Annotated in this window: 21 protein-coding genes and 2 pseudogenes; 13 read left to right on the forward strand and 10 right to left on the reverse strand. The window is 41.4% G+C overall.

The window, feature by feature from the left end; translation table 11 throughout:
• Window positions 1-687, forward strand: a pseudogene (locus tag VB654_RS02630) (helicase); the annotation flags it as partial.
• Between the two features lie 500 nt (window positions 688-1,187).
• Window positions 1,188-1,400 (forward strand): hypothetical protein, encoded by a 213-nt coding sequence (locus VB654_RS02635; RefSeq protein ID WP_006194845.1) that lies wholly within the window; start codon window positions 1,188-1,190, stop codon window positions 1,398-1,400.
• A gap of 46 nt (window positions 1,401-1,446) precedes the next feature.
• Here VB654_RS02635 and ribD read toward each other — a convergent pair whose 3' ends face one another.
• The 4 genes from ribD to VB654_RS02655 form a co-directional block, all read right to left on the reverse strand.
• Complete coding sequence (ribD, locus tag VB654_RS02640; RefSeq protein WP_416235648.1) at window positions 1,447-2,721, reverse strand: bifunctional diaminohydroxyphosphoribosylaminopyrimidine deaminase/5-amino-6-(5-phosphoribosylamino)uracil reductase RibD; 1,275 nt, start codon at window positions 2,719-2,721, stop codon at window positions 1,447-1,449.
• A gap of 157 nt (window positions 2,722-2,878) precedes the next feature.
• On the reverse strand, window positions 2,879-3,517 hold the full coding sequence (mreD, locus tag VB654_RS02645; protein ID WP_323211852.1) for a rod shape-determining protein MreD: 639 nt from the start codon (window positions 3,515-3,517) through the stop codon (window positions 2,879-2,881).
• 69 nt (window positions 3,518-3,586) lie between these two features.
• Window positions 3,587-4,351, reverse strand: coding sequence for a rod shape-determining protein MreC (gene mreC, locus VB654_RS02650; protein ID WP_323211853.1), 765 nt, complete (start codon window positions 4,349-4,351; stop codon window positions 3,587-3,589).
• A 93-nt stretch (window positions 4,352-4,444) separates the two neighbouring features.
• Window positions 4,445-5,452: a rod shape-determining protein gene (locus VB654_RS02655; RefSeq protein WP_323211854.1), complete on the reverse strand. Its 1,008-nt coding sequence runs from the start codon at window positions 5,450-5,452 to the stop codon at window positions 4,445-4,447.
• A gap of 367 nt (window positions 5,453-5,819) precedes the next feature.
• On the opposite strand from VB654_RS02655, the gene VB654_RS02660 reads away from it, so the two are divergent.
• The gene (locus VB654_RS02660; RefSeq protein ID WP_323211855.1) at window positions 5,820-6,182 is read left to right on the forward strand and encodes a single-stranded DNA-binding protein; all 363 of its coding nucleotides are present in this window, start codon (window positions 5,820-5,822) and stop codon (window positions 6,180-6,182) included.
• A gap of 20 nt (window positions 6,183-6,202) precedes the next feature.
• On the opposite strand, the gene VB654_RS02665 is transcribed toward VB654_RS02660, so the two are convergent.
• Entirely contained in the window at window positions 6,203-6,949 is a 747-nt protein-coding gene (locus VB654_RS02665) for an SIMPL domain-containing protein (RefSeq protein WP_323211856.1), read from the reverse strand.
• 225 nt (window positions 6,950-7,174) lie between these two features.
• Between VB654_RS02665 and VB654_RS02670 the strand changes: the two genes are divergently transcribed.
• The 4 genes from VB654_RS02670 (at window position 7,175) to murI (ending at window position 13,159) form a co-directional block, all read left to right on the forward strand.
• Entirely contained in the window at window positions 7,175-7,588 is a 414-nt protein-coding gene (locus VB654_RS02670; protein ID WP_323211857.1) for an EVE domain-containing protein, read from the forward strand.
• Window positions 7,589-7,684: 96 nt separating this feature from the next.
• Window positions 7,685-9,175, forward strand: a complete 1,491-nt coding sequence (locus VB654_RS02675; protein WP_323211859.1) for a cation:proton antiporter — start codon at window positions 7,685-7,687, stop codon at window positions 9,173-9,175.
• 840 nt (window positions 9,176-10,015) lie between these two features.
• The gene (locus VB654_RS02680; RefSeq protein ID WP_323211860.1) at window positions 10,016-11,911 is read left to right on the forward strand and encodes an N-acetylmuramoyl-L-alanine amidase; all 1,896 of its coding nucleotides are present in this window, start codon (window positions 10,016-10,018) and stop codon (window positions 11,909-11,911) included.
• Window positions 11,912-12,295: 384 nt separating this feature from the next.
• Window positions 12,296-13,159 (forward strand): glutamate racemase, encoded by an 864-nt coding sequence (gene murI / locus VB654_RS02685; protein WP_323211861.1) that lies wholly within the window; start codon window positions 12,296-12,298, stop codon window positions 13,157-13,159.
• Window positions 13,160-13,201: 42 nt separating this feature from the next.
• Here murI and VB654_RS02690 read toward each other — a convergent pair whose 3' ends face one another.
• The gene (locus tag VB654_RS02690; RefSeq protein ID WP_323211862.1) at window positions 13,202-13,366 is read right to left on the reverse strand and encodes a hypothetical protein; all 165 of its coding nucleotides are present in this window, start codon (window positions 13,364-13,366) and stop codon (window positions 13,202-13,204) included.
• A 1,039-nt stretch (window positions 13,367-14,405) separates the two neighbouring features.
• On the opposite strand from VB654_RS02690, the gene sds reads away from it, so the two are divergent.
• Window positions 14,406-15,377, forward strand: coding sequence for a solanesyl diphosphate synthase (gene sds, locus VB654_RS02695; protein ID WP_323211863.1), 972 nt, complete (start codon window positions 14,406-14,408; stop codon window positions 15,375-15,377).
• Window positions 15,378-15,463: 86 nt separating this feature from the next.
• Here the strand turns inward: sds and VB654_RS02700 are convergent, their stop codons facing one another.
• Window positions 15,464-15,937: a hypothetical protein gene (locus VB654_RS02700; RefSeq protein WP_323211864.1), complete on the reverse strand. Its 474-nt coding sequence runs from the start codon at window positions 15,935-15,937 to the stop codon at window positions 15,464-15,466.
• Between the two features lie 208 nt (window positions 15,938-16,145).
• On the opposite strand from VB654_RS02700, the gene hetZ reads away from it, so the two are divergent.
• The 3 genes and pseudogenes from hetZ (at window position 16,146) to VB654_RS02715 (ending at window position 21,071) form a co-directional block, all read left to right on the forward strand.
• A complete protein-coding gene (gene hetZ / locus VB654_RS02705) occupies window positions 16,146-17,366 on the forward strand; it encodes a heterocyst differentiation protein HetZ (protein WP_323211865.1) in 1,221 nt (406 codons plus the stop codon).
• Window positions 17,359-18,339: pseudogene (locus VB654_RS02710) on the forward strand (PatU). The gene hetZ and the pseudogene VB654_RS02710 overlap by 8 nt, the downstream one beginning before the upstream one ends.
• Before the next feature lie 416 nt (window positions 18,340-18,755).
• Window positions 18,756-21,071 (forward strand): DUF3488 and DUF4129 domain-containing transglutaminase family protein, encoded by a 2,316-nt coding sequence (locus VB654_RS02715; protein ID WP_323211867.1) that lies wholly within the window; start codon window positions 18,756-18,758, stop codon window positions 21,069-21,071.
• A 46-nt stretch (window positions 21,072-21,117) separates the two neighbouring features.
• Here VB654_RS02715 and rnc read toward each other — a convergent pair whose 3' ends face one another.
• Both rnc and VB654_RS02725 read right to left on the reverse strand, forming a co-directional pair.
• Window positions 21,118-21,798, reverse strand: coding sequence for a ribonuclease III (gene rnc, locus VB654_RS02720; protein WP_323211868.1), 681 nt, complete (start codon window positions 21,796-21,798; stop codon window positions 21,118-21,120).
• 55 nt (window positions 21,799-21,853) lie between these two features.
• On the reverse strand, window positions 21,854-22,354 hold the full coding sequence (locus tag VB654_RS02725; protein ID WP_323211870.1) for an NYN domain-containing protein: 501 nt from the start codon (window positions 22,352-22,354) through the stop codon (window positions 21,854-21,856).
• A gap of 710 nt (window positions 22,355-23,064) precedes the next feature.
• Between VB654_RS02725 and remA the strand changes: the two genes are divergently transcribed.
• Entirely contained in the window at window positions 23,065-23,331 is a 267-nt protein-coding gene (gene remA / locus VB654_RS02730; RefSeq protein WP_006194863.1) for an extracellular matrix/biofilm regulator RemA, read from the forward strand.
• 313 nt (window positions 23,332-23,644) lie between these two features.
• Entirely contained in the window at window positions 23,645-24,244 is a 600-nt protein-coding gene (gene gmk, locus VB654_RS02735; RefSeq protein WP_323211979.1) for a guanylate kinase, read from the forward strand.
• A gap of 179 nt (window positions 24,245-24,423) precedes the next feature.
• Here gmk and VB654_RS02740 read toward each other — a convergent pair whose 3' ends face one another.
• Window positions 24,424-24,945, reverse strand: a complete 522-nt coding sequence (locus VB654_RS02740; protein WP_323211872.1) for a photosystem I reaction center protein subunit XI — start codon at window positions 24,943-24,945, stop codon at window positions 24,424-24,426.
• Window positions 24,946-25,161 lie beyond the last annotated feature (216 nt).

Below are 25,161 nucleotides of genomic sequence, written 5' to 3' on the forward strand. Positions count from 1 at the left end.
GTCAGCCATATTAATTGGGATGATAGAGGGAAAGCTTTTGCTGTCTGGCGCACTGATGAAAGTTGGAATGCTACCGAAGGTAAAGAATGGTTTGGTTTCCGATTCAATTTTGTAGTCGAAACACATTTAGAAGCAGTCAAACAGGTTTTAACAACCCACAAACTAGATAATTCCCAACTCAAAACATTGAAGCGGCGGGTTGATGCTTTATTTCCCCCAATGTTAGAAACTATCTTTGTTGATGGTCGCACTAACCCCATGAGTTTAGTGGAAGATAAATCGCTTTTAAATATTCTGCAACGACCGTATAAAGACAGAAGCAGTGAGAGAGTGAGAGATTTTAATCTAGCCAAAGAGCGTTTAGGAATTATTGATAATTTTGTCGATATTAGCGATTGGAAAAGTTTTTGCAATCAAGCTCGTAGTCGTTCTGGGGAATTACTCTTAAACAATCCTAAATTTATCAAAATGCACGAACAATATGCTCAAGTTGCTGAACAGAATTTGAACAAAAAAGTAGCACAATTAAAGCTGCGTCTCAAAAGGCAAAATGAGGATTCTGCACTCGCTGAAGAATTACAGATAGAAAGTGCATTGAGTACAGCCATTTTAGATGGGATTCACAGACCTCAAATCCGGCTTGATTCTGTAGGTTTTATTGTTGTATCCGGGAGAAATCCTTTGTAAATCTTTCCATATTACTACTAGTAAATATCTAGTACCGCACGGCGGAAGTCAAAAAGCTTATTTTATCAGCTTTTGAATGATTTTAAATGATTGCTTCATTTATGCCTTGCTGTACTGGAGAATTAGATCCCCGACTTATTTCAGAAATCGGGGATCTTTTTTGTTCGTAACTTATTTGGAATTGCTATAAATGCAAGTACACATTTTGTGAAAATCTAATAGTTGAGTAAAATGTAACGAATTAAGAGATAATTATAAATAATTCGTCATTAATTGGATTAAGACAACTAGCAATCACATTCAGCATACTAAAGAAAGTTATTAAGTAACTTTTTGTTAATTTATGAATGTAGTGAAACAATACTTAATCTTCATAAAGTTATAACTCACTTTATTAAGTTTTTAATAATACTTGTCTCAGCTTGTATATGCAGGCGTAATCTACCGCTTAAATTGTGTAATCTAAAAATAACTAAGCTAATGATAAACTTGAGGTCTTAATGACTCCTAAAATTCTGCGCCAGCTTTGGTCTGTAGTTGAAAATTCTCAAACCAAGATTTTATTGCAGATGGACGATGCTAGCTTGGTACAATGGTTAGTCAAACAAACTACAAAGCAAGCATTGTTAGATCCCAACGAAACTGATTACCTCAGTGACTACGTTCAATCCCGGCTCACCCTCATACGCGATCTTGCTTATGAACGCCAGTGATCAAGCCCACAGACAATAGTGTTGTCTATTGGCTGTGGACTATCGACTATGAGTTTTTTTGAGGCAAATAACCTTCAACTAAGCAATCAGAACCGACTACACGCCAACGAACCCGTTCTAAGCTTAGAGCTTCGGTCATAATGGTCAAACCTAAATCACCTACAGGTGTAGCCGCATGACTACCACCAATGATTTTAGGCGCGATAAAAGCCATAATTTTTTGTACTGCACCTTGAGCGATCGCACTGGCGGCCAAAGTACCACCACACTCCCATAACACACTACAAAAACCGCGATCGCATAAATTGGCCATTACCAATTCTGGTGTCAGGGAAATTGACTCTACCACCTCAACCCCTTGTTGGCGTAAGAAACTTTGGAAATCTGGTGAACTACCCTTCTCTGTGAACACTACAGTCGGAGCTTCCGCCGTTTGCCACAGGCGAGCATCTTCAGGCAAGTTGAGCTGACGACTCATCACCACCCGCAGGGGATTATGCGCTCCTACCTGATGACTGGTTAAGTAAGGATTATCTTTTCGGACTGTATTGCCACCAACAATTATCGCATCACACCCTGCCCGCAGTTGATGAACTTCATTACGGGCATCTTGGTTTGTCACCCAAGCACTATGACCAGAAGTAGTAGCGATTTTGCCATCTAAAGTCATGGCATATTTCAAAATCCCTAAAGGTCGTTGATGTAAAATCCGATGGATAAAAGCCTCATTGAGTTGATAACAGGCTTCGGCTTCCACCCCTACAACTACCTCTACACCAGCAGCACGTAAACGGGCAATACCTCCGCCACCAACCAAAGGATTCGGGTCAACTATACCGACGACTACCTTAGCCACACCAGCTGCAATTAACGCTTCCGAACAAGGGGGAGTGCGTCCATGATGATTACAAGGTTCAAGGTTAACGTAAACTGTAGCACCACAAGCGTGATTCTCTTGAGCCGAGTCCGCGCCTACACCAGCTGCTTTCAAAGCAAAAACTTCTGCATGAGGTTCACCTGCACAGGGATGAAACCCTTCCCCCACAATCTCGCCATCTTTAACAACCACCGCCCCTACTAGCGGATTAGGTGAAGTACGTCCCAAAGCCCGACGCGCCAGAGCCAAACACCGTTGCATCATCGCCCGGTCAAAGTCACTGCCTATTTTTTGTTTCTCTAGTGAATTAGATTCAACTGGCGATCGCGCCAGCGCTGCTTCTTGGATACCCAAAGAGCTGTTGTCAGTTCGTAATATCAGCCCATTTTCCTGAGTATCATTAGGTGGAGATACCATACGATAGGTTTCACGCGAATTATCCATAATTTTGGGCAGTAATTTCAATATTTTGCACGCTAGAGCTGTTGTAGTGATACTTAAACAGTAATATCCAGGTTGATTGTTTGCTATGTGGTATCTTACTCAACTCTAGCTTGAATCAAAATTGCCAGTCCTTGCCCAAATTCCCAATTCCTACTCCCTAACTCTGCTCTAACAATTTCATTTTTTGCCACCAAAGATTTAAGGGATAATAAACCACAGGGGCCCAAAGACTACTGAGAATGGCAGAAGCCAAAGCCACCCGTTGATAATATGCCCAAATAGATTCGACTTTGCGTAGGCTTTGCCCACCTCCGCTATAGCTCATTAAAGTTAATTGCAACCCAAAGATAGTTTCTGCCACAACTGCCATCACAAAGACAATTAAAGCAATAGAAATAAAATCTTCTTCAATAAAACGTTGCTTTTGTAACAACCCAGTCAAAAATCCGACAAAACCCAAAGTAATCGCATGGGTAGGATCAGGCGATGTCATGGCATCTTGAAGTAATCCCAAGACTATACCAGCTAACATTCCTTCCCAAACAGAGCGCTTCACACTCCAAGCCACGACCCAAATTAATAACCAGTTAGGCCCAATTCCCAATAATTCCATGCCCAAAAAACGGGTTGGCAACATCAATACACAAAACAGCACAGACCCAACTGTTATAGCCCAATCTAGCAGTTTACGTGTAGTGGGATGCCAGCGCTCTAGAGGCTTATTTAACATTTTAAATCTTCGCCGTGGTACTCTAGGCTTGCTATGCCTGTTACCTCTAAATGAAGGCATCTTCATTATTTTGAAATTATTTTAAATAATCTAACTCAAGTTTTAGTGTGCCAATTCTAGGTTTCTCGGCTATGTCTAATTAGTACTTTGTGTGAACGGATATACCATCACCCAATCTAATGACAGTATTGGCGGGAAAAGTTCAACTTTTGCCATTGATGCTGGAGATTGCTTTAAATCTAAAGACTTCACTCGTCCTACTGGTACACCAGCAGGAAATCTCTGACTATAGGTAGATGTGGAAATTAAATCTCCTACTTGAACATTAGGAACTTTTTCATAAAACTCCAAGATAGCTTCCGCCGAAGAATCTCCCCGCAAAACACCCTTAGCTGAAGTGCGGTTAATTGTAACACCCACTTGACTCTTGAGATCACTAATTAATAATACACGACTAGTATTAGGAGTAACACTTTCTACCAAACCCACTAAGCCGCCATCAGTTTTGACAATAAAGCCTTCTTCAATGCCTGCATCAGAGCCACGATTCAGAGTCACTTGTTGCCACCAGTGATCAGCACTGCGTCCCACTACTCGCGCTGGAATTGGGCGCGATGTGATTGGTGATTTTTCAACGTAACCTAATAAATCTTGTAACTTTTCATTTTGATTTTCTAAATCAGCTATGCGCGTTTGCAACTCTAAAAAACGGGCATCATTCAGACGTTCTTCTGGACTTGGCCCTGTTTGTAATATTTGCAACGGACGGCTGACAAATTGGTATATTTCCCAAAGGAAACGCCCTTGAGTTTGTCTCAACATCCAGACACTACTCACGACTACAGTTAGTAAACTAAGTTGTAGTAATTTCCGATCCCACCAACGACGTGAAGTAACCATTTATACCTGTATTTAATAAATTCACAAGATATTAGATTCTATTTATGAAATCTAAATACAATTCAAATAGAACCCAATATATGATATTTCTCACTACATATTGCGGGAATGCCCACTGATCACACGTTTGAGCTGTTCAAAGTTTTCTAATACACGGCCTGTACCCAGCACGACACAACACAGAGGATCTGCGGCAATGTGAGTCACTATCCCGGTTTCATGGCTAATTAGGGTATCTATGCCTTTGAGTAAAGCACCACCACCAGCTAACATGATTCCTCTGTCAATAATATCTGAGGCCAATTCTGGAGGCGTGCGTTCCAGTGTCCGCTTCACAGCTTCTATGATCACTGATAGCGGTTCCAACATACATTCACGAATTTCTGGACCTTTGAGTGTGACAGTTCTTGGTAAGCCAGAAAGCAAGTGTAAGCCTCTAACTTCCATCATGGCATCATTATCATCATTAGTTGGATACGCGGAAGCAATGCGAATCTTGATATCTTCAGCAGTCCGTTCGCCAATCACTAAGTTATGAACTTTTTTCAGATACATCATGATGCATTCAGTTAATTCATCACCAGCGATGCGGACTGATTCACTGATGACAGTACCCTGAAGACTCAGTACGGCAACTTCTGTTGTGCCGCCACCAATATCAATAATCATATTGCCTGTTGCTTCGGAAATAGGTAGCCCAGATCCTATTGCTGCTGCCATTGGCTCATCAATTAAATACACTTCTCCAGCCCCAGCATCGATGGATGCATTCATCACAGCGCGTCTTTCTACCCCTGTAACACCACTGGGTATGCCAATGACAATTCGAGGTTTAATCAGTGATTTACCTTCATTTACTCGCTGAATAAAGTGTTTTAACATCAGCTCGGCTATCTCAAAATCAGCGATTACACCATCACGCAAAGGGCGGAGGGCAATCACATTTCCAGGTGTACGTCCGAGCATTTTTTTGGCTTCTTCCCCTACTGCCAGTGCTACTTTTTCGTTCTGATCAATAGCAACTACAGAAGGTTCTTGGAGTACAATGCCTTTACCAGATAAATAAACTAGGGTGTTGGCAGTACCGAGGTCGATACCCATGTCCCATGATGAGCGAAAGTTCCTAAAAAGCCCCACGCGTCTCTACGCCCCTTATTTGCGATACTTGTTAGCGAAAAACTGTTAGAGTTAATTATGCCGGATTGTATGATGTTTTTTACCTTGAGTCCAGCAGGCAAGCTATTTTCTGAGAACCTTAAGCTATTCTTTTTGGGTCTTAGGTGTCCATTTTCTTGATATTCTCTAACTATTTAAATATATTCGGATAGTTTTTTATTTGTTCAAGTAATTTTGCTCATTTTTATCCGCAGTTTTATTGTTAAGTTTTTAACATATTTTCAATGTGTTTACAATCCGCTATGATACATATCAAAAAATAGCAGTAAATTTGTACTAAAAAGTAACACCCATGAGCATTAACATTGTCACCCTTGTTGGTCGTGTCGGCGGCGATCCAGACATTAAATATTTCGAGTCTGGTAAAGTTCTTTGTAAATTAACCCTAGCAGTGAATCGGCGATCGCGTGAAGGCGAACATACTGACTGGTTCAATTTAGAACTGTGGGGAAAAACAGCAGAGGTAGCCGGCAACTATATCCGCAAGGGTAAGCAAATTGCTGTTAAAGGTTCCTTAAAGTTTGACACATGGAAAGACCGCCAAACAGGAGCCGACCGTTCTAGTCCAGTCATTCAAGTAGAGCAATTAGATTTGTTAGGTTCTAAGCGTGATACAGAAAACGGAATGGCAGATATGTCATCAGAACACTTTTAATCATTGTCAATGACCAATGACTAATAACTAATTTGCAGTGTCACAGATGCTTCTACTTGCTGTTCACCACCAATTACAGGAGTGGAAGCATCAGCACTAGATAACTTAGCAACCTCAGCACGTTGTAACATCGGTGGTGGGGGCGCACTGGCACCATTAATTTGAATACTTACCACTTCCTTTGCCTGTAAACCCAGGGTACTAAAAACAGCATTAGCTTGTTGTTGAGCATCTTGAGTGGCTTGTCTGAGAGCTTGTTGTTGAGCAGAGGCGATCGCCTGATCACTAGCAATAAAACTAACACCATTGATTTGAGTTGCACCAACTTTCACCGCTTCATCTAAAAGCAGACCAACTTGATCAGTAGCAATACGAAAACTCACAGTATTATTAGCAGCATATCCAGTAATTCGTTGCACGTTATCAGTGTAACTATAAACTGGATTTAGGCGGATACCAGTAGTTTGTAATTTTTCCACATTCCGGTTTTTGAGCAAAGCGACCACAGCTGATGACCTGCGAGCCGCATCTTGTTGTGCTGACTCTGACGTTTTACCCTGAACCTCTACAGACAAACTGACTTGTGTCAAGGTGGTAGGAATTGTTTCCACGCCACGACCGCTAACTGTCAAAGTTCGCCACAATTTTTCTCTTTCCTGGGCTAAACCAGGTGGGATAAAAATTATACATACTAATAAAGTTAGTGGTAAGATTTTTCCACAGTTTCCAGCCCGAAGCCGAAAACCGGATAAAGCGGTTCCATACATAAAATTTGCACTCCTCTGAAAACGTATCTCGTAATTCGCAGTTAACTGTCAACTATTGCTATTTCCGAACTATTTTGAACTCACTGCTTTTTTGTAAAGAAGCGAGCAATCGCGTCTGTACAATTTTTGATATGTTCTTAGTTTGACACTGCCATAGTCAGAAGTAAGAACGGTTACATTTTTGGAAACTAAAAAAATTAGATTAAAACTTGTGGAGATGCTTCAATGGCATACTGGCTACTAAAAACTGAACCAAAAAACTATTCCTACTTTAATTTAGAACAGGATGGTAGTACAGTTTGGGATGGGGTGAATAATGCTCTAGCGCTCAAACATATACGCAATATGCTTATTGGCGACTTAGCATTGATTTATCATACAGGGAGCGAACGACAAATTATTGGTATAGCAGAGGTGGTTAGTCACCCTTATGCCGATCCAACATTAAACGATGCCAAACGGGTAGTTGTGGATATCAAGGCACTCAGAAGAGTCTCTATACCTCTGACACTAGCCCAAATTAAACAAAATGGAGAATTTACAGAATTTGACCTGCTGCGGCTGCCTAGACTCTCTGTTGTGCCAGTATCAGAATCTAATTGGCAACGCCTGATTTCATTAACTAACAGCACAGAATAATTTCACAGATATCTTAAAATATATCTTGTTTTCTATAAAGGAGTAAAAATAAGAGAAGGATTTTCGCAGCACACATTAGGATTTTTGCACAACATAATGCAGTTTTTAGATGCAATCAACGTATATTTTCCCCTGCTGGCAAGTACAACCGAAACAGCAGACAGTTCAATGGTGATCGGCGCAGTACTATTGAGTTTAGTAGTCATATATTTGTCTAGTAAACTTGGTGGTGAGTTATCTAACCGAGTAGGTTTACCGCCCGTCTTAGGTGAACTCTTAGGAGGTGTGGTTGTGGGCATCTCTGTTTTGCATCTGTTGGTGTTTCCAGAAGGTGGGACAGACAGTTCTAACTCTGTGATCATGACATTCCTGCAAATTACTGCGGGTTTAACTCCTGAAGCTACCCCAGCCGTATTTGAGGCACAATCAGAAGTCATTTCCGTCTTAGCAGAATTGGGTGTAATTATTCTGCTATTTGAAATTGGTTTGGAGTCGAACTTAAAAGACTTGATCTCAGTGGGGGCCCAAGCTGCCGTCGTCGCAGTAGTGGGGGTAGTAGCACCTTTTACAGCTGGGACTGTGGGACTGATGCTGTTGTTTGGTGTCGGTGCTGTACCAGCAATTTTTGCCGGAGCGGCTTTGACTGCCACTAGTATTGGCATTACTTCCAAGGTGCTTTCGGAATTAGGAAAACTCACGTCCAAAGAGGGGCAGATTATTTTGGGTGCTGCTGTCATGGATGATGTATTAGGAATCATCGTTCTCGCAGTAGTCGCCAGCCTCGCTAAAGATGGTGCAGTAGATGTGAGCAACGTGATTTATCTGATTATCAGCGCCACTGGTTTTCTCATCGGTGCTGTCGTACTAGGTAATATTTTTAACAAAACCTTTGTAGCGATCGCTGACCAACTCAAAACACGTGGCGAACTGGTGATACCAGCATTCATCTTTGCCTTTGCTATGGCATACTTAGCCTCAGTCATCCAATTAGAAGCCATCTTGGGAGCTTTTGCGGCGGGTTTAGTCTTAGAGGAAACCGATAAACGCAAAGAATTGCAAAAGCAAGTTATACCCATTGCCGATATGCTAGTGCCAATTTTCTTTGTGACTGTTGGGGCAAAAACCGACTTAGGAGTCTTGAACCCAGCCATCCCCAGCAACCGGGAAGGTTTAATTATGGCAATTTTCCTGATCGGAGTGGCCATTATCGGTAAAGTAATTACAGGTTTCAGCGTCTTTGGTCAACCCCAAATCAACCGTTTAGCAATTGGTGTGGGGATGATTCCTCGCGGTGAAGTTGGGTTGGTTTTTGCTGGTGTCGGTGCTGCCAGTGGTGTTCTTTCTAAATCACTGGGGGCGGCAATTATCATGATGGTGATCACTACGACCTTTTTAGCTCCCCCATTGTTACGGTTCGTATTTCCCGAATCAGATAACTTAGTCGCAGATTCAGACAAACTGATTTTAGACGCAGCCACCGGGACACCGTTAATCGCCGAAACACCTCCATCGATAGTTTCTACCATCAATAATGGTAAAGATCGGGAAAACAACCCAGATAATGGAGATAATTCATTAAAAAGCTAAGTAAGTTCAAAGGGATAGGGAACTAGCACCGCAGGGCAGAAGTCAGGAGGGGCATATTGCAATACCCTCGGACAACATTCAAAAGTTAAAAGGCTGATTGTATAGTCTTTTCATTGACTTTGAATGATTGGTTTATTTACGCCGTGTTGTCCGAGGAGCTAAGAACTAGTAAATAGTTTTTCTCATATTCAATCCCCAATCCCCAACCCCCAACTTCCAGAAACATAACCTACTAATCTCCGTCCTGAACAACTATCAATTTTAGTTTTTGTCTCACTACTATTAGCATTCAAAATGTTATTTTTTGCAAATCTTGTCCGGCTTTATAACGTTAACTTAGATACTTTAATCCAATTAGCCTTCAGTGATGCCAAGCTTAATTACATCGCAGGACTTACGCAAGAACTCTCTAAAACCCTCTTAACTTTGTGTCCTTTGTGTCCTTTGCGGTTCGTTTTTTCATAATTTTGCGTAAGTCCTAACATCGATTAAAAGTAGTGGAAAATTTTACTCAAAACATTGATTATTTGTCAGCCGTAACACAAATAAGTCCCAGTCAAAAGGCTGGCTCAAATATCACTCATCAATCTTGAGTGGGTATAGTTAATTCTGGTGATACTCTTGTTGGATCTGAAATACTTTACTCTAGCGAATATTATATCCTGATAGGATGGCAAAGTTAGAGGGCATACTAGCAACTTAAGCCATTAATTGTGTCTTTATAACAGCAAAAAAGTCACATAAGTCTCAAAGATCAAGATTAGGTTGTAACAGTGTGATGATTAGCCAATATTTTGAGATATTGATGGCTCCCATGAACGCGAATCAGGAGAAAGGATTGTGAAATTACACTGGTTATTACCCAGCACTGTAGGAACTATCGTCTTACTATCGTCGCCGGCTGTAGCAGCAAGACTGGAATCTTGGCGTTTTGATGCCAATCAAAATCGTCTGGAAATTAACACAAACAGCGCTGTTCAACCCCAAGCACAACTGATATTCAACCCTACACGTCTGGTGATTGATTTACCCGGCACCACCTTTGGACGGCCGCAGTCTACACAGCAGGTAGGTGGTGCGATTCGTGTTGTTCGTGTGGGGCAGTTTAACCCACAAACAACGCGCCTAGTTGTGGAACTCAATCCTGGCTATACCTTAGACCCCCAGCAGGTGCAATTTGAAAACGTCAGTGCCAATCGTTGGAGAGTACAATTACCAAGGCCAACATCAGAACAAGCAGAAACTTCTTCTAGAAATATCTACAGTGTGGTAACTGTTGACTCCCCTCCTGATACCAAACCAGAATTTTCTAATCAAGTTGCCAGCGCCACACCGGGAACTACTCAAATTCAGAAGTTACAGGTAACAGGAGATGGGTTCTTTTTACGAACTAGTGGTGGCAATCCTCAAGTTAAAATAAATCGCAGCCGCGATCGCAATACCATTTTTATGGATATCGCCAACGCGAATTTATCATCCAGTCTGAAGCAGCGAAATAGTGAAATTAACAGACATGGTGTTAATCGCGTCGAATTCACTGCCTTAAACAGCCAACCACCTGGTGTCCGCATGACCTTGCGGGTAAACAAAGATAGCCCAGACTGGAACGCAACTAATAGTAGCGCTGGAGGTTTGGTGGTTTTGCCTTCTCGTGTGGTTAGACTACCAGGAAATAACAGTTCCAATAACTCTCAAAACAATCAACCCGCAGCCTCCTCTAGTTCCAACAGACCAGTTGCCAATAATTCGCCAGCCACAATTCAGTCTGTGGAATTGGGTAACAATGACACACAATTACTAATTAGATCCGATCAAAAACTCAATGCCACAAGTGGATGGGATAGATCCTCTGGTTTGTTCCGAATAACTATTCCCAATGCTAAGTTAGCCGCCAACGTGACAGGCCCAAATTTTAGTGCCAACAGTCCTATCCTCCGGGTACGTTTGCAACCTCAAGGTAATTCAGTAGTTGTTCTAGTACAACCAGCATCGGGAGTGCAAATTGGGGAACTAAACCAAGTTAGTAACCAGATTTTGGCTTTACAATTACAAGGCTCTCGTCGTCCGCGCCTAGTTTCCCCTCCAGTACCCCCAGTGGCGTTACCACCCCTACCACCACCAAACCAAGGGCAATTACCAAGTCCAACCGCTCCTCCCCCAACTAGACCCCAGCCAGCGCCGCGTCCTGCACCGAAAACTAGAGCAGTAGTAATGATTGATCCCGGACACGGTGGTCGGGACCCAGGGGCAATCGGGATTGGCGGACTCCGTGAGAAGGATGTAATTTTGCCAATTAGCAAAAGGGTAGCAGCGATTTTGCAGCAGAATGGTGTACAAGCAGTACTAACGCGTGATTCTGACTATTTCGTCAGCTTACAAGGACGAGTCAATTTAGCAGAACGAGCTAATGCTGATTTATTTGTCAGCATCCATGCTAATGCTATCAGTATGAGTCGTCCAGAGGTCAATGGTTTGGAAACATATTATTACGACAGTGGCCAGAGTCTAGCTAGCTCCATTCATAACAGCATTCTTCAAAATGTCACTGTTAGAGATAGAAAGGTGCGGCGAGCCAGATTTTACGTCCTCAGAAAAAGCTCTATGCCATCAGTTCTAGTAGAAGTGGGTTTTGTCACAGGCGCACAGGATGCGGCTAGGCTGAGAACCACAGCTTACCAAAATCAAATGGCCGATGGAATTGCTCGTGGTATTCTCCAGCATCTACAACGAAGATAAGTAATTTAGTTCTGTTGAGTGTCTTCTGATACTGTTATGGAAAAATACTCATTTAGCAGGATGACAAAATTAAAACAATGTGATAGATTACTTACCCATTAGCCGTGGCTTTAATACTAGCGAAAAAGTTTTTGCTGCAAAGGAAATTCTGATCTGTGAAAGCCGCAGGTCAGAATTTTATTTTCATAGCCGAAGATGATGCAGTGATAGTGCTGGCCAAAATTGGTAATATTAAAAGTTGGAAAATGCCTCTAGCGCCTTCATTCGGAACAACAGTTTGAATCCTCTTAACTTTAGTCAGAGGGTGTGATGCATTCACTATCAGTCAAAAAGTCATTAAGTCCAACGTCTAACCTAACTGTAAACCTAAATCAATATCTACCTGTGTATTCATCCTCCATATTTGATGACAATTTTCACGATTTTTCTGATCAAGAACCTCAACGCTCCCCAATTGGCGTTTTTGACAGTGGTGTGGGTGGGCTGACAGTTCTGCGACAACTTTATCGCCATCTACCTAATGAATCTATTATTTATTTTGGAGATACAGCTCGCTTGCCTTATGGCATTCGTTCACAAGCAGAAATTTTACAATATGTGCGCGAAATCCTGAACTGGATGCAACAGCAACGTGTAAAAATGGTGATTATGGCTTGTAATACTAGCTCTGCCCTGGCACTAGAAATAGTCCGGAGGGAATTTAGTCTGCCTATTATCGGAGTCATTTTACCGGGAGCGAAAGCAGCTGTTTTAGAAGGAAAACGTATCGGTGTAATTGCTACCCCAGCTACGGCTAAGAGTAATGCCTATCGCCACGCAATTCTCGAAATTAATCCGAATGTTCAAGTATGGCAAGTCAGTTGTCCTGAGTTCGTGCCACTCATTGAGCAAAATCGCATCAATGATCCTTACACTCATGAAGTAGCACGCTCATATTTAGAACCATTAATACAGCAAGAAATTGATACCTTAGTTTATGGCTGTACTCATTATCCCCATCTCGCGCCAGTATTGCGATCGCTTCTTTCCTCTCAAGTTAAACTAATTGACCCAGCTGTTCACGTCGTCGCAGCTTGTAATCAAGAGTTAGACCTACTCGGTTTAAGCAATACACACCCTCCACTACCAACTCGCTTCGCTGTTAGTGGTTGTCCACAACAGTTTGCAAAATCCAGTGTGCAGTGGCTAGGCCATACTCCCACTGTTGAGCTTGTGGATTTTACTGATACCGCAGTTTCCCAATTTTAATAGTCATGACTAGGATGAAATGGATTTACACTCAGCACTCAGCTATACCTCAGTTACCTGATGAGTGACTGATATGTCTTGATTGTGTTCTTCTGGGTTAGTCGCAGGTGAATTTTTCGGAACAGATTTGTTGCCAGTTCTCTTTGCCAGCGCTAATAATAGGTAGACAGTAAACAAATATCCAGCAGCTAAAATAAAAGTCAACATAGGTATCTTCCCGTAAATCATCGTTCTACCAGCACCCTTCTGAATGGAATATGTAATTTTTAAAATTAGACAAAATTTAACCAACCAAGTTAATCTTGATGGCTGAGTTTGCTATAGTAAACTCTTCCGTAAATTTAAATATCTACGGTTAACTAATAATTATTGAACGGGTTTTTGCAGACCACACACCACAACAGTTACATTGCTAAACAGCAATTTTAACTGCACTCCTCAGCAGTCTACTTAGTCTGCATTATTTGCGGGCATACCTTTATCAAAAGAGCCACTTTAACGCTCAACAGACGCTAAAAGCTGACAGCGAAACCATAAGGATATCGCAAAGCTCAATCTCTAGAGGTTCAGTTGCCATACGAAGAATGAAGAAAAAATTTTCTTCATTCTTTAGTTATATCGACGACTTAGACGACTTATTTTAGACGCTCAATAGCAATTAAGTAAAAATACCTAAAAACGGCTTACCTTTGCCAAATGAGTTCTGAAAAATTTAAAATCTCTATATTTTAGCGTAACACAATGATCCTGAGTTTTCAGCCAAGTTTAGGGTTAAATTTTAAAATTTATAGATACCTAAAAACAAAGCTAGGAGGACTGAGCCATCCCTATTATTGCTAAAGGTATATTTTTTACTCATTCAATTACCGTACTAAACACTTTGTCTGATATATTACATATTCCACTTAACCTCCTTGATCACTAACCATACTTTTTCAAGATTTTGATTAAGAAAGTTGTTACAAATATTTTTGCCAAAGTAATACAGACGGCTTTTGGTTCAAGCTTAAAAAAATTTTTTGTCTGATGCACAGAATATTTTTTTTTGCGGCGTAAGCATAGCTTTAGACTGTAACCATAGGGATTCTATCCAATTTACAGTTTTGGCTCATCTGAATTTTTTGCAGAAAAAAGACAGCAAATAAGCAGGTATTCTCTAATCGAAACTTTGCGCTGGCACAGGGTTATCTTAAAATGAGTGTAGGATATGTAAACTTTCGTAACCTAAGCCAGAGTCCGCCCATCCATGACCTCAGCCACCTCCCTGTTTACCCCTGTGGACGCAGACCTGCGACTACTAGCAGATAACCTCAAGCAGCTAGTTGGAAATCGCCACCCCATCCTGTTTATGGCAGCCGAACATCTATTCGGAGCTGGGGGAAAGCGTATTAGACCAGCAATTGTTCTACTGGTATCGCGGGCCACAATGTTAGAAAAAGAAATAACGTTGCGTCACCGCCGCCTAGCAGAAATTACGGAAATGATTCACACGGCAAGCTTAGTGCATGACGATGTGGTAGATGAATCAGAAATGCGACGTGGTGTGAAAACTGTTCATAGTTTGTTCGGTAATCGCATTGCTGTCCTAGCAGGAGATTTTCTCTTCGCCCAATCGTCCTGGTATTTAGCCAACTTGGATAATTTGGAGGTGGTGAAACTACTCTCAGAAGTGATTATGGATCTGGCTACCGGTGAAATCCAGCAAGGAATAAATTGTTTTGATCATGGCATCTCTATTGAGACTTATCTCAAAAAGAGCTATTACAAAACAGCCTCGTTAATCGCCAACAGTTCTAAAGCTGCCGGTTTACTCAGTGACGTTTCCCTCGAAACTGCCGAACATTTGTACAACTATGGCCGTCATCTAGGTCTGGCATTCCAGATTGTGGATGATATTTTAGATTTCACCAGTACAACAGATACTTTGGGTAAACCAGCCGGATCTGACCTCAGAAGTGGTAATCTTACCGCACCCGTTTTATTTGCGTTAGCAGAAAAACCAGACCTGGAAGCCCTCATTGAACGGAAGTTTGACCAAGAAGGAGATTTAGAGCAAGCCTTAGAGCTGATTCAAGATAGTCAAGGTATTCAGCAAGCGCGGAAATTAGCAGCTTATCATGCCAAATTGGCAGTTGATCATCTGCAAGTCCTCGCACCTTCCGAATCACGTGAGGCACTAATCAATATAGCTGACTATGTACTTAGTCGGCTTTATTAACAAATTTGGGAATTTTAAATTAATTTTTTCAGCTATTGCAGTTGGGATTTTAGATGTATCTAATGAATCCCAACTGCAAAATTTTTTTATGCAATATTTGGAGGTATTTGTTTACCCGTTTGCTGCTGTTTTATCTGTTGTTCTAGGAGATGAAGCAATTCTGAACGTTTAATTTCACAAGTATGAGTGGTCTCACCCGGCGTTTCCAAAAAAACGATACTATCTACGGGTTTTAATGCCACCAATCGGAACAAAATATGGGTAACGGGAACAATTTTGGCGAGCATTTGAGGGTCAAGCCCAGCAGCTGAAGTTAGGGAGACATCCTGTATGGTAGGAAAAGCGTAGACAACACGCTTCTCCAATCCTGGATTTGCACGATTGCTCAATGTCGTTAAAACCCAATTTTCTTCTGAACTCTGAAGAACATAATACTGGGAATGACGTAATCTTTTAGTGATCGAGATCAATACAGGGGCAATTGCTGAAACAAGATGTGGTGTTAAGCCATCGCGGGGTGCATTATTAATCAGCAATTCAATTTGTCTTTTTAAATCCATAATGACTTGTAAATGATTCGGTGGGTAATGGCAAAAGCATCTATCAAATTTTTAACTATCCCATCAAAGGGAACCATAAAAATAGGCATATCCTAATTATTGGACTAGCCTGCGTTTAGCTTATACGCAAATCTAAACAGCCAACCAACACCCACGATCTTCACAGGTTTTACTTAAGTATTTTTAGGGTCTTTTGAAAACCGAGATTATGAATTCAGCCGCAACCGCAACAATCCCAACCACAACAGTTCCCACCCCAACCTTTCAGGAAGAAAATTCTATTGGCGTAGAGGGGACATTCCAACTCTTATACAAAGAGCTTCAGGAATCAACCAAAGCTGCCAAGCAGAACTGCCACGATGTAGCTACAAGAATTACCACCGAAGTATACCGGATTTGCCAAGAAAGTAAACGTATCCAGGCTTCGGGTGATGTGCAAAGCTCGGCTATTTCCCTAGCCAGACATCGACTGCAACAGTGTTTTAGATACTATCACTTGGGTTCAAGTCGGGGTAGGGTTGAGCTACACAGTAATCTCAGTGCAATTATTTATCGCTACATTAATCCTCCTCAAAGGCAGTTAAGCTATCAAGGAAGACTGACCATTATTGAAGATTTTCTCCAAGGGTTTTATCTGGAAGCTTTAAATGCCTTCCGACGGGAAAACCAAATGGGACCAACTTATCGTCCCCAAAGTCTCCTGGAATTGGCAGAGTATATGGCCTTTACTGAGCGCTATGGCAAGCGACGAATTCCTTTACCAGGGCGACAACAACAGCTAATTATTCTGCGGGCGCAAACCTTTTCTCAACAACAACCCCAGGAAACCAGCGTAGATATAGAACAAGCCGCAGAAGGTAGTTCTAATGACAATGACGGATCTTGGGAAGAACCAGCAGTACAGCAATTGCGTTCAGCAATGGCCATGCAGCCAGAACCAGAACCAGAAGAAGATACTCTGCGTTCGGTTGTGGTGACAGAATTAATGGATTATCTTGCACAACGACAACAATCTGATTGTGCTGATTACTTCGCTCTCCGTCTTCAGGATTTATCAACTCAGGAAATTGAGTCGATTTTAGGTTTAACTCCTCGTCAGCGTGACTACTTACAGCAACGCTTTAAATATCATCTGATTCGGTTTGCCTTGTTACACCGTTGGGAATTAGTTCATGAGTGGTTGGAAGCCTCACTGCACACTAATTTGGGTTTAACGCCTCAGCAATGGCAAGATTATACAACGCAATTGGATGACAAGCAGCGCTCGTTACTGGAATTGAAACAACAAGGACAGCCAGATGAAAAAATTGCCAAAACTTTGGGTTTGTCCACAGCGCAACTACAAAAACGGTGGTTTAAAATTCTGGAACAAGCATGGGAAATTCGTAACTCCCTAGTGTCCGGATCAAGTGCATCTACTCATGAATAGTGACTCAGAATCCTTACAAACAGATTTACTCGATTGGTTGTTGGCAAAGAAAGCTAACACCAACGAGTTTAAATTGGTAGAGTGTAAGGAAGTTGACGGGGTAAACCAGCCTCTCAAGAAGGTAGCCGCTTTTACAGGCGGTAAGCCATAATTGGGAGGAATGCCCCAAACCTTTCAATTGGGAGAAATTCCTACTGTGCAAGAACGTTTCCAAGCCGTCCTTAAACGTCGGCTACAAATCCAAGTCGAAAAGCAGCCTCCTTTATTTCCTTGGGAGTCTCAGTTAGTAGAGTACCCAGATGTTGTGGAACAGCGATCGCTCACATTAAGTTCTAACTGGGGATGGATACCACAACAATCAAAGTTGAATCTGCCAATTCCCTTACCAGAGAAAGTTTTCCAAGAATTATTGACAAAATGTCAAGGGTTGATTACATCTACACTACCTCTAGGGGCAAAACTAGTTCAGGTAGTTGAAGACTTTTTCCCTCATGATTCACAGGCTATTAATGATTTAGCAGGATTGGTACTAAGAAGCACTTATCGTTCTGTGAATACTCAGGATAAAATACCTCAAATTCAGGAAGATTACTCAGATTTACAACCACGCCAGCAGATAGCATTGTCATTATTAGCAGCTAAACAATTGCTAGATAATTTGACTTTCCCAGTGTCATCAGATCATCCAGTGGTAGAAAGACAATGGCTCAATAGCTCTGGCACGCTGACTTTGAGGGTAGAATACCAATCTCAAAATCAGCTGACACACTTGAGTGTTAATTGTAAGTTACCCTCTCCCGGTACTTTGAAATTGCAAGGCAATGGCAACCAAGCGATCGCCAATTCTGCAACTCCGGGGCATTTGAGTGTAGAGTTATACTGTAATCAACCAACTCCAGTATATACTCTGGAAATTGAATTTTCAGAACTAGAGCAACAGCCTTTGCTGTTTGTGATTAGTCCCACAATGTAATTGAAATGACCCCAGTTAGCTTTTTAGATCGATTTGCACGGATGTCTCAAATGATTGTCGTGGTTTAAATCTGATCCTTTAGTAACAATAGGTCATTAGGGTTTCTACTTTTTTAAAAAGCGGTAAATATTGTTTCCATAAAAGCCGTAGTCAAAATAACAGATGTCTAAGATACAAACACTCCCAAAGCTTGGCTTCGGGGAGTTCCTGTTTTCTTTAGAGGAACTTGCTAAAAACAATAAATCCGCCAGCAAGATATTCATCCCAATTTTTAATTTGTCATTCAGAAAGCCTGGCGCAATCTGGATTACCAGATGATGTTTGTTACCTCTGGTATTCTTTGTTAAAATTGGTACAAATTTACATCCTCAACATTTTTTCCATCGCATCTACAACATCCTCTGCTTCTATTCTTAATGTTTAAGTTATCCAGGATCAATCAAGTTTGGCTTCTACCTATAGGCCGTTACTGGAGGCAAAATGCCCAGGGATCAACGTCAACCGTAGTGGAAGACGCAATCTCTTTAAGATTATTAGTGTTAGCGTTAGTAATTGTGGGCATTGTGGCAACTGATATTGCTGCTTCGACTCAATTTAGTCTGTGGGCGGTGCCGTTGAGCATTTTAGGTTCGGTTTGGAGTTACTACCGTCGCCGCAGTGCCAATATTCCCGTGAAATTCTGCATCGCCATTGGGATGTTAGTGGCGTTAAGTGCTTTTTTTGGGCGGTTGCTGGGAGAATTGAACGATACGCGCCTGGCTTTAGCAGAGTTATTAATTCAACTACAAATACTCCACAGCTTTGATATGCCCCGGCGCAAAAGCTTGGGTTATTCCATAGTTATAGGTTTGATTTTATTAGGTGTGGCAGCCACAGTTAGTCAAACTCTGGCTTTTGCACCAGTATTACTGATATTTTTGGCGATCGCTTTGCCAACTTTAGTGTTAAACTATCGCTCACAACTGGGGATTCAGCCGTTAAAAGTTAAAAATAAAAGGTCTGATCAGCAAAATTCTTCAATATTAAATTTTAAATTCTTAATTGTAAATTTTTTGTTAATTGTCGGGCTAGGTCTGGCAATTTTTGCAGTTTTACCACGATTTCCTGGTTATCAACTGCGGAGTTTTCCCGTCAGCGCTCCGATAGATGTCCAGAATGATTTTACAGGTCGGAGTATTGTTAATCCTGGTTATGTCCGCGAAGGTAGTAATCAAGGCAATGGTAATAGCGGCCAGGGACAAGGGGGGACAGGTGAACCGGGCAGCATAGATAATGATTTTTATTACGGTTTTAATAGCCAGATTAACCAGAACCTCCGGGGAGAGATGAAACCGAAAGTGGTTATGCGGGTGCGATCGCAGGCTGAAGGATTTTGGCGTGTGTTGGCATTTGACCGCTACACCGGTAAAGGATGGGAGATTTCTCGCAATGAAAAAGTGACTACCCACAGGCGACCACATTGGTCTTATCAAATTCGTTTGCCTTTGCCTTTATTTACTGGTCGGAGTCGAGAAGTCGTGCAAACTTACACAGTAGTGTCAGATTTGCCTAACTTGATTCCAGCTATGGCTCATCCCAAGGAGGTTTATTATCCCACGGCGGTGATTGCAGTTGACACTGAAAATGGCTTGCGATCGCCTGTGAGATTATCAGAAGGCCTCACCTATACTGTAGTTTCAGAAGTACCATACCGCGATCGCACTCAATTAGGAAAAGCGTCTACTAACTATCCTAAAAATATTGAAAATTATTATTTACAAATTCCCACAGAAATTACAGAAAAGGTTCGACAACGAACTGAAGAAATCTTAGCTAATTACAACCAAGAACGCATCGCCAATTCTACTAAAACCCTAGATTCAAATTATGAAAAAGCACTCTATTTAGCACAGTACATTAAGCAAAACTACACAATTCCTGAAAATCCTTTAGGATTGCCTTTTTTAAGCGAAGATGAAGACTTAGTAGAGGCTTTTTTGTTCAAACACAAAGGCGGCTATCCTGACCACTTCTCCACAGTTCTCACGGTGATGCTACGTTCTATTGGTATCCCGTCCAGATTGGTGGCTGGATTTAGTGCGGGACAGTTTAATCCATTTACGGGGATGTACGTTGTCAGTAACACAGATGCTTACGCGATGACGGAAGTATATTTTCCCAGATATGGCTGGTTTGCTTTTGACCCGATTCCCAATCATCCTTTAGTTCCTCCTTCCATTGAGGATATTGAAACATTTAGCGTCTTGCGGCAGTTTTGGCAATGGGTAGCCGGCTGGCTACCAAGTCCCGTCACAGGATTTTTAAACACTCTATTTGGCAGCATATTTGGCTGGTTAATCAGAGCGATCGCTTGGTTTTGGTCTTTATTCTCCCAAGGCTGGCTGGGGGTCTTGACTGGCTTAATATTGGCAACAACCACAGCATTTTTTGGTTGGCTAGGTTGGGGACAGTGGCAAGAGTGGCGCAAGCGCCGGTGGTTAAAAAAATTACCACCAATGGAAAGTTTGTATCAACAAATGCTACAATGGTTAGCTCAAAAAGGTTTGGGTAAGCATCCAGCCCAGACACCCCTAGAATATGCCAGTGGATCACACCAGCATCATCCCCCAGCAACGGCTCAATTAATAGAGGAAACTTGCCAAGCTTATGTAAGTTGGCGTTATGGTGGTCAGACTCCTAACTTGAATCAACTGCGAAAAAAATGGCAAGAACTGAAAAAAAGTGCCAAGTGAACCCTTGTAGAGACTTTTGATGAACCATCTCTACATTTTAGGAGTGCTAAATCCAACCCTGTCTTTTAAGATCGGATAAAGCATTTTCCGCAGCTCGTTTTTCAGCTTCCTTCTTACCACGAGCTTTTCCAGATCCGTAAAGCCGATCATCAACAAACACCTGAGCGAGATATTCTGGAGCGTGATCCTCGCCTCCGATTCGTTCAGTTTTATACTTAGGTAGCACAGATCCAAAACGTGCCTGTACCCACTCTTGCAATCGATTTTTTGCATCGACAGTAGAACGGATTTCCATAATCGCTTCAGGAACCGAATTAAATAAATCCTCAATAATTGGGCGAATTTTCTCAATGTTGCGATCGCAATCTAAATAATACGCCCCTACAACCGATTCAAATGTACTACTCAATAAATTAGGACTTTGAAAACCGCCATCCCGAATCGCTCCTATTCCCAAGCGCATTTTAAAATCTAAACCGACTTCAATCGCAAATTTAGCCAGTTGCTTTTCGTCCACTAATGCCGATCTGCGGCGAGTCATTTGATCTTCTGCCATATCTGGATAGCGAGTGTAAAGATACTCACCACTGATAAAAGTCAGTAAAGCATCGCCTAAAAACTCCAAGCGCTCATTATGTTTTTCCCCAGGATTTTCGTTGACATAGGAACGGTGAGTTAACGCTTGTCGTAAAAGCTTTTCGTTCTTACAATTTAACAATTCATGCATTTTTTTCTGTCTCTTGACTCTTCTAGATGTAAAATGGTATTGTTCGATTCACTGTTTAAGCTGCAAACTGTAGATTCCTAAACTGTTGCTCAATTTGGCTTAAAAAGTAAAATTCATTAGCTACTTTTCTCAGTACCTGACTTGTATTTTTCTCACACTGAGCAACTACAATCACGTTCTTACCGTGAATCTTCAAATTACGCACCAAAGTTTTGAAATCTCCATCTCCCGAAACCAAAATCACTGTCTTGATGTCAGGCTGTTCGAGAGCCTCTTGTTCACAGTCATAAATCAACTCTTCATCTGTCCGATTTGGCTTATTTTTGTAGGAAGGAACATGGCTAGCTTTAAAACCTTCGCAAAAGAGTTTATTTTGCAGTTTCCTGTTTTTATCTAAGTTCCAATCTGAGTAAACTTTTTTCAGTATGATGTTGCCCTTGAGATAAGCAAAACCCACTAAACATTGAATTTGCTCTTCAGTTGCTCTGCAATTTTGCCAATCCCAAAAAATAGCTACACCCAAAAACATTGAACCGCTTGTTTGGTTGTTCATCATAGCCTCTATGTATTCCGTGAGGCAGTATCAAAAGATCAATGTATACCTACATCTAGAATTTCCGACAAATCTGAAAAATTCAACTAGCAACGGTTATCGTCTCAAACCTCGCAGAACCTTTAAGGCTTGAATCGCCGCAAATTGATTAACTTCATATAACACCGTTCAAATAAAAATCTTTAGACAACAAGCTGAAAACACACGACAGCTTTTTTAGCTTCTGAATATTTTTTTAGGATTGGTGCTAGACCAAGGCAATAAATTTGCGCCGAGCCAAGCTTCAAAGGTACTGCTCATGAGACAAAAACCCAAGCATTGAGCTTGTTTGTGATCTCTAGTAGCTGCCTTATTTAAATTATTAGACTGTTGTTATATTTTTGTCAATAGTAATTGAGTAATATATTTGATACAAGAAACAATATTTGCTAATATACAGTCTCTAAGTGTAGGAAAATTACCACTATGTTGAGTCTTAATCTAACTTAACTGAAAATAAATTAACTCAGTTCACTAGATTGTATTTTTACGGTTGTGCATATCCCCTGGGGCATATTTTAATGAGATACAGCTATTTATTAGCTAAAAAAACCATTTGTCATTTAAAAACTCAGGCTGGCTAAACGTAAAGCGTTGTAACTCCCGTTTTTTGACGATAACATGGAATAATTACCTTACCAGCTTGTCACACCACATTTGGTGTCATTTTTTTTATGGAAATACAATTAATCAACATTGGTTTCGGTAACATCGTATCTGCCAACCGAGTAGTTGCCATCGTTAGTCCAGAGTCTGCCCCAATTAAGCGAATCATTACGGATGCGCGGGACAGAGGTCAATTAGTGGATGCAACTTACGGCCGTCGAACCAGGGCTGTAATTATCACTGATTCCAGTCATGTCATTCTTTCAGCAATTCAACCGGAGACGGTAGCGAATCGGTTTGTGATTTCCCGCGAGCATCATAGTGTAGAGAACTGATTCATATAGGTGAAAGAATTTTGGATTTTAGATTTACTGCACCAACAAGAGCATACCACCTTGGGGATTTGAGATTAGGTATAGCAGCCTTGCTTAAACCAAAAAAACAAATCCCAGATCCAAAATCCAAAATCTTAAGATTGGTATGGTCAACAACCCTACTCTATTTGCACCAAATCGGCATTACCATGTGAATTAGACAAGTTTTCTGTCACCCGTGCTACAAATTCGTTCGTCAACAGTTCCTCTGATAACGAAAACACAGCTAATGACTAATAAATAATGTCTATTGATTAATTCACAGTTTGAACGGATGATGCAAGTTTTACCTATCCAAAGTGATGCTCCCATCAAAGAAAGTCCCTCTCCAGGCAGGCTAATTGTTTTAACTGGCCCCAGTGGGGTTGGTAAAGGCACTTTAATGCAAGAACTGTTAAAACGTCATCCAGAACTTTACTATTCTGTATCCGTGACGACTCGTTCTGCTCGTCCAGGAGAAACTAACGGCGAAAATTATTACTTTATTAGCCGCAGTAAGTTTGAACAATTAGTCGCTCAAGGTGAATTCTTGGAGTGGGCAGAATTTGCGGGGAATTATTACGGTACTCCCCGTGAAGCTGTGCTTAACCAAATTCAATCAGGCAAGTTAGTGATGCTGGAGATTGAGCTAGAAGGGGCAAGACAAATCCGAGTTTCTTTCCCTAGTGCTTTCAGCATTTTTATTTTACCGCCCTCCCTGAAGGAATTAGAGAACCGGATACGTGGTCGCGCCCAAGATTCGGAAGAAGCGATCGCTCGTCGCCTAGACCGCGCCCAAGCAGAAATCCAAGCCGCAGACGAATTTGATGTTCAAATCGTTAATGACGATTTAGAAAACGCTCTCAAAGCCATAGAAGCCACTTTATTTGGATAGTTGAAAATCTTTAATACTAAGCATTTTTTACACCTATCTCAAAAACGCATAGAAAAAGAGCGCAGATTTTTCTTTGTTTCCTGGCAATAAAAAATACAACATTAGGCATGGGTAATACTAAAACATCACTAACAATTAGCTATTACCAATGCCCAATGCCTAGTTCTCAAAAAATTAAATTAACCAAATAGAGATTGAATGAGTCCTAAATTGCTAGTCACGAAATAAGCGACTACTGCGCCGCCAATCCCACCAATTAAGAAAGAGCTGGCAAAATTATTCCAGCTTTCTTTAGAGTTAAAAGCATCTACTGGTGGGTTAGAAACAGTTACACTAGCAAGTGCTTTGGAGGGGTTGCTATTAGCATACAGAGATAGGCAGGCGGTGAGAATCACAACCAAACCGATTGCTGCTAGTAACCCAGCTAAATTGGCATTTGTGGCATTACGTAGGGGTCCCAATTTAGCGAAAGGACCAAAGAGTAAGTAACCATGAGCCATGCCAACTTCTAAGCCACGTCTAGAAGGGTTGAGGCCTTGACGGTAGGCGGGTAAGTTATTGATGAACCACTTCACCAAAGGAGAGGAATTAATTGGGGTTTCTAAGTTTCCTTGCTGGGGGTCACGTCCTGCTGGAGCAACAACCTCACGATTTCTAGGATCGCTGGGGCGATTTTTCGCTGAATTTACTGCTTGCGCCATATTTTGTGTTCGCCTCTAAATTTAGAATGGTGGCATTGTTATATTATTAATAATATTTGTAGCCAAATATGTTTTTTGGCTGGGAAGTTTAGAAAAATTAATTTACTGGATCTTATTAAACGATGAAACTCGCAAGCTATTTATAGCATTACGAGTTTCATAACCAATATTTCTTGCTAATTTAAGTGAGACTTTCGCCTAATTTAGATTCAGTCA

It is taken from the genome of Nodularia sp. UHCC 0506 (assembly GCF_034931045.1).
In the GTDB taxonomy this organism is placed as follows: Bacteria; Cyanobacteriota; Cyanobacteriia; order Cyanobacteriales; family Nostocaceae; genus Nodularia.

Bases quoted from the DNA above. Each gene is read 5' to 3' on its own strand.
- VB654_RS02635 (WP_006194845.1), top strand. From the start codon at position 1,188: ATGACTCCTAAAATTCTGCGCCAGCTTTGGTCTGTAGTTGAAAATTCT.
- ribD (WP_416235648.1), bottom strand. From the start codon at position 2,721: ATGGATAATTCGCGTGAAACCTATCGTATGGTATCTCCACCTAATGAT.
- mreD (WP_323211852.1), bottom strand. From the start codon at position 3,517: ATGAAGATGCCTTCATTTAGAGGTAACAGGCATAGCAAGCCTAGAGTA.
- mreC (WP_323211853.1), bottom strand. From the start codon at position 4,351: ATGGTTACTTCACGTCGTTGGTGGGATCGGAAATTACTACAACTTAGT.
- VB654_RS02655 (WP_323211854.1), bottom strand. From the start codon at position 5,452: ATGGGTATCGACCTCGGTACTGCCAACACCCTAGTTTATTTATCTGGT.
- VB654_RS02660 (WP_323211855.1), top strand. From the start codon at position 5,820: ATGAGCATTAACATTGTCACCCTTGTTGGTCGTGTCGGCGGCGATCCA.
- VB654_RS02665 (WP_323211856.1), bottom strand. From the start codon at position 6,949: ATGTATGGAACCGCTTTATCCGGTTTTCGGCTTCGGGCTGGAAACTGT.
- VB654_RS02670 (WP_323211857.1), top strand. From the start codon at position 7,175: ATGGCATACTGGCTACTAAAAACTGAACCAAAAAACTATTCCTACTTT.
- VB654_RS02675 (WP_323211859.1), top strand. From the start codon at position 7,685: ATGCAGTTTTTAGATGCAATCAACGTATATTTTCCCCTGCTGGCAAGT.
- VB654_RS02690 (WP_323211862.1), bottom strand. From the start codon at position 13,366: ATGTTGACTTTTATTTTAGCTGCTGGATATTTGTTTACTGTCTACCTA.
- sds (WP_323211863.1), top strand. From the start codon at position 14,406: ATGACCTCAGCCACCTCCCTGTTTACCCCTGTGGACGCAGACCTGCGA.
- VB654_RS02700 (WP_323211864.1), bottom strand. From the start codon at position 15,937: ATGGATTTAAAAAGACAAATTGAATTGCTGATTAATAATGCACCCCGC.
- hetZ (WP_323211865.1), top strand. From the start codon at position 16,146: ATGAATTCAGCCGCAACCGCAACAATCCCAACCACAACAGTTCCCACC.
- VB654_RS02715 (WP_323211867.1), top strand. From the start codon at position 18,756: ATGTTTAAGTTATCCAGGATCAATCAAGTTTGGCTTCTACCTATAGGC.
- rnc (WP_323211868.1), bottom strand. From the start codon at position 21,798: ATGCATGAATTGTTAAATTGTAAGAACGAAAAGCTTTTACGACAAGCG.
- VB654_RS02725 (WP_323211870.1), bottom strand. From the start codon at position 22,354: ATGATGAACAACCAAACAAGCGGTTCAATGTTTTTGGGTGTAGCTATT.
- remA (WP_006194863.1), top strand. From the start codon at position 23,065: ATGGAAATACAATTAATCAACATTGGTTTCGGTAACATCGTATCTGCC.
- gmk (WP_323211979.1), top strand. From the start codon at position 23,645: ATGATGCAAGTTTTACCTATCCAAAGTGATGCTCCCATCAAAGAAAGT.
- VB654_RS02740 (WP_323211872.1), bottom strand. From the start codon at position 24,945: ATGGCGCAAGCAGTAAATTCAGCGAAAAATCGCCCCAGCGATCCTAGA.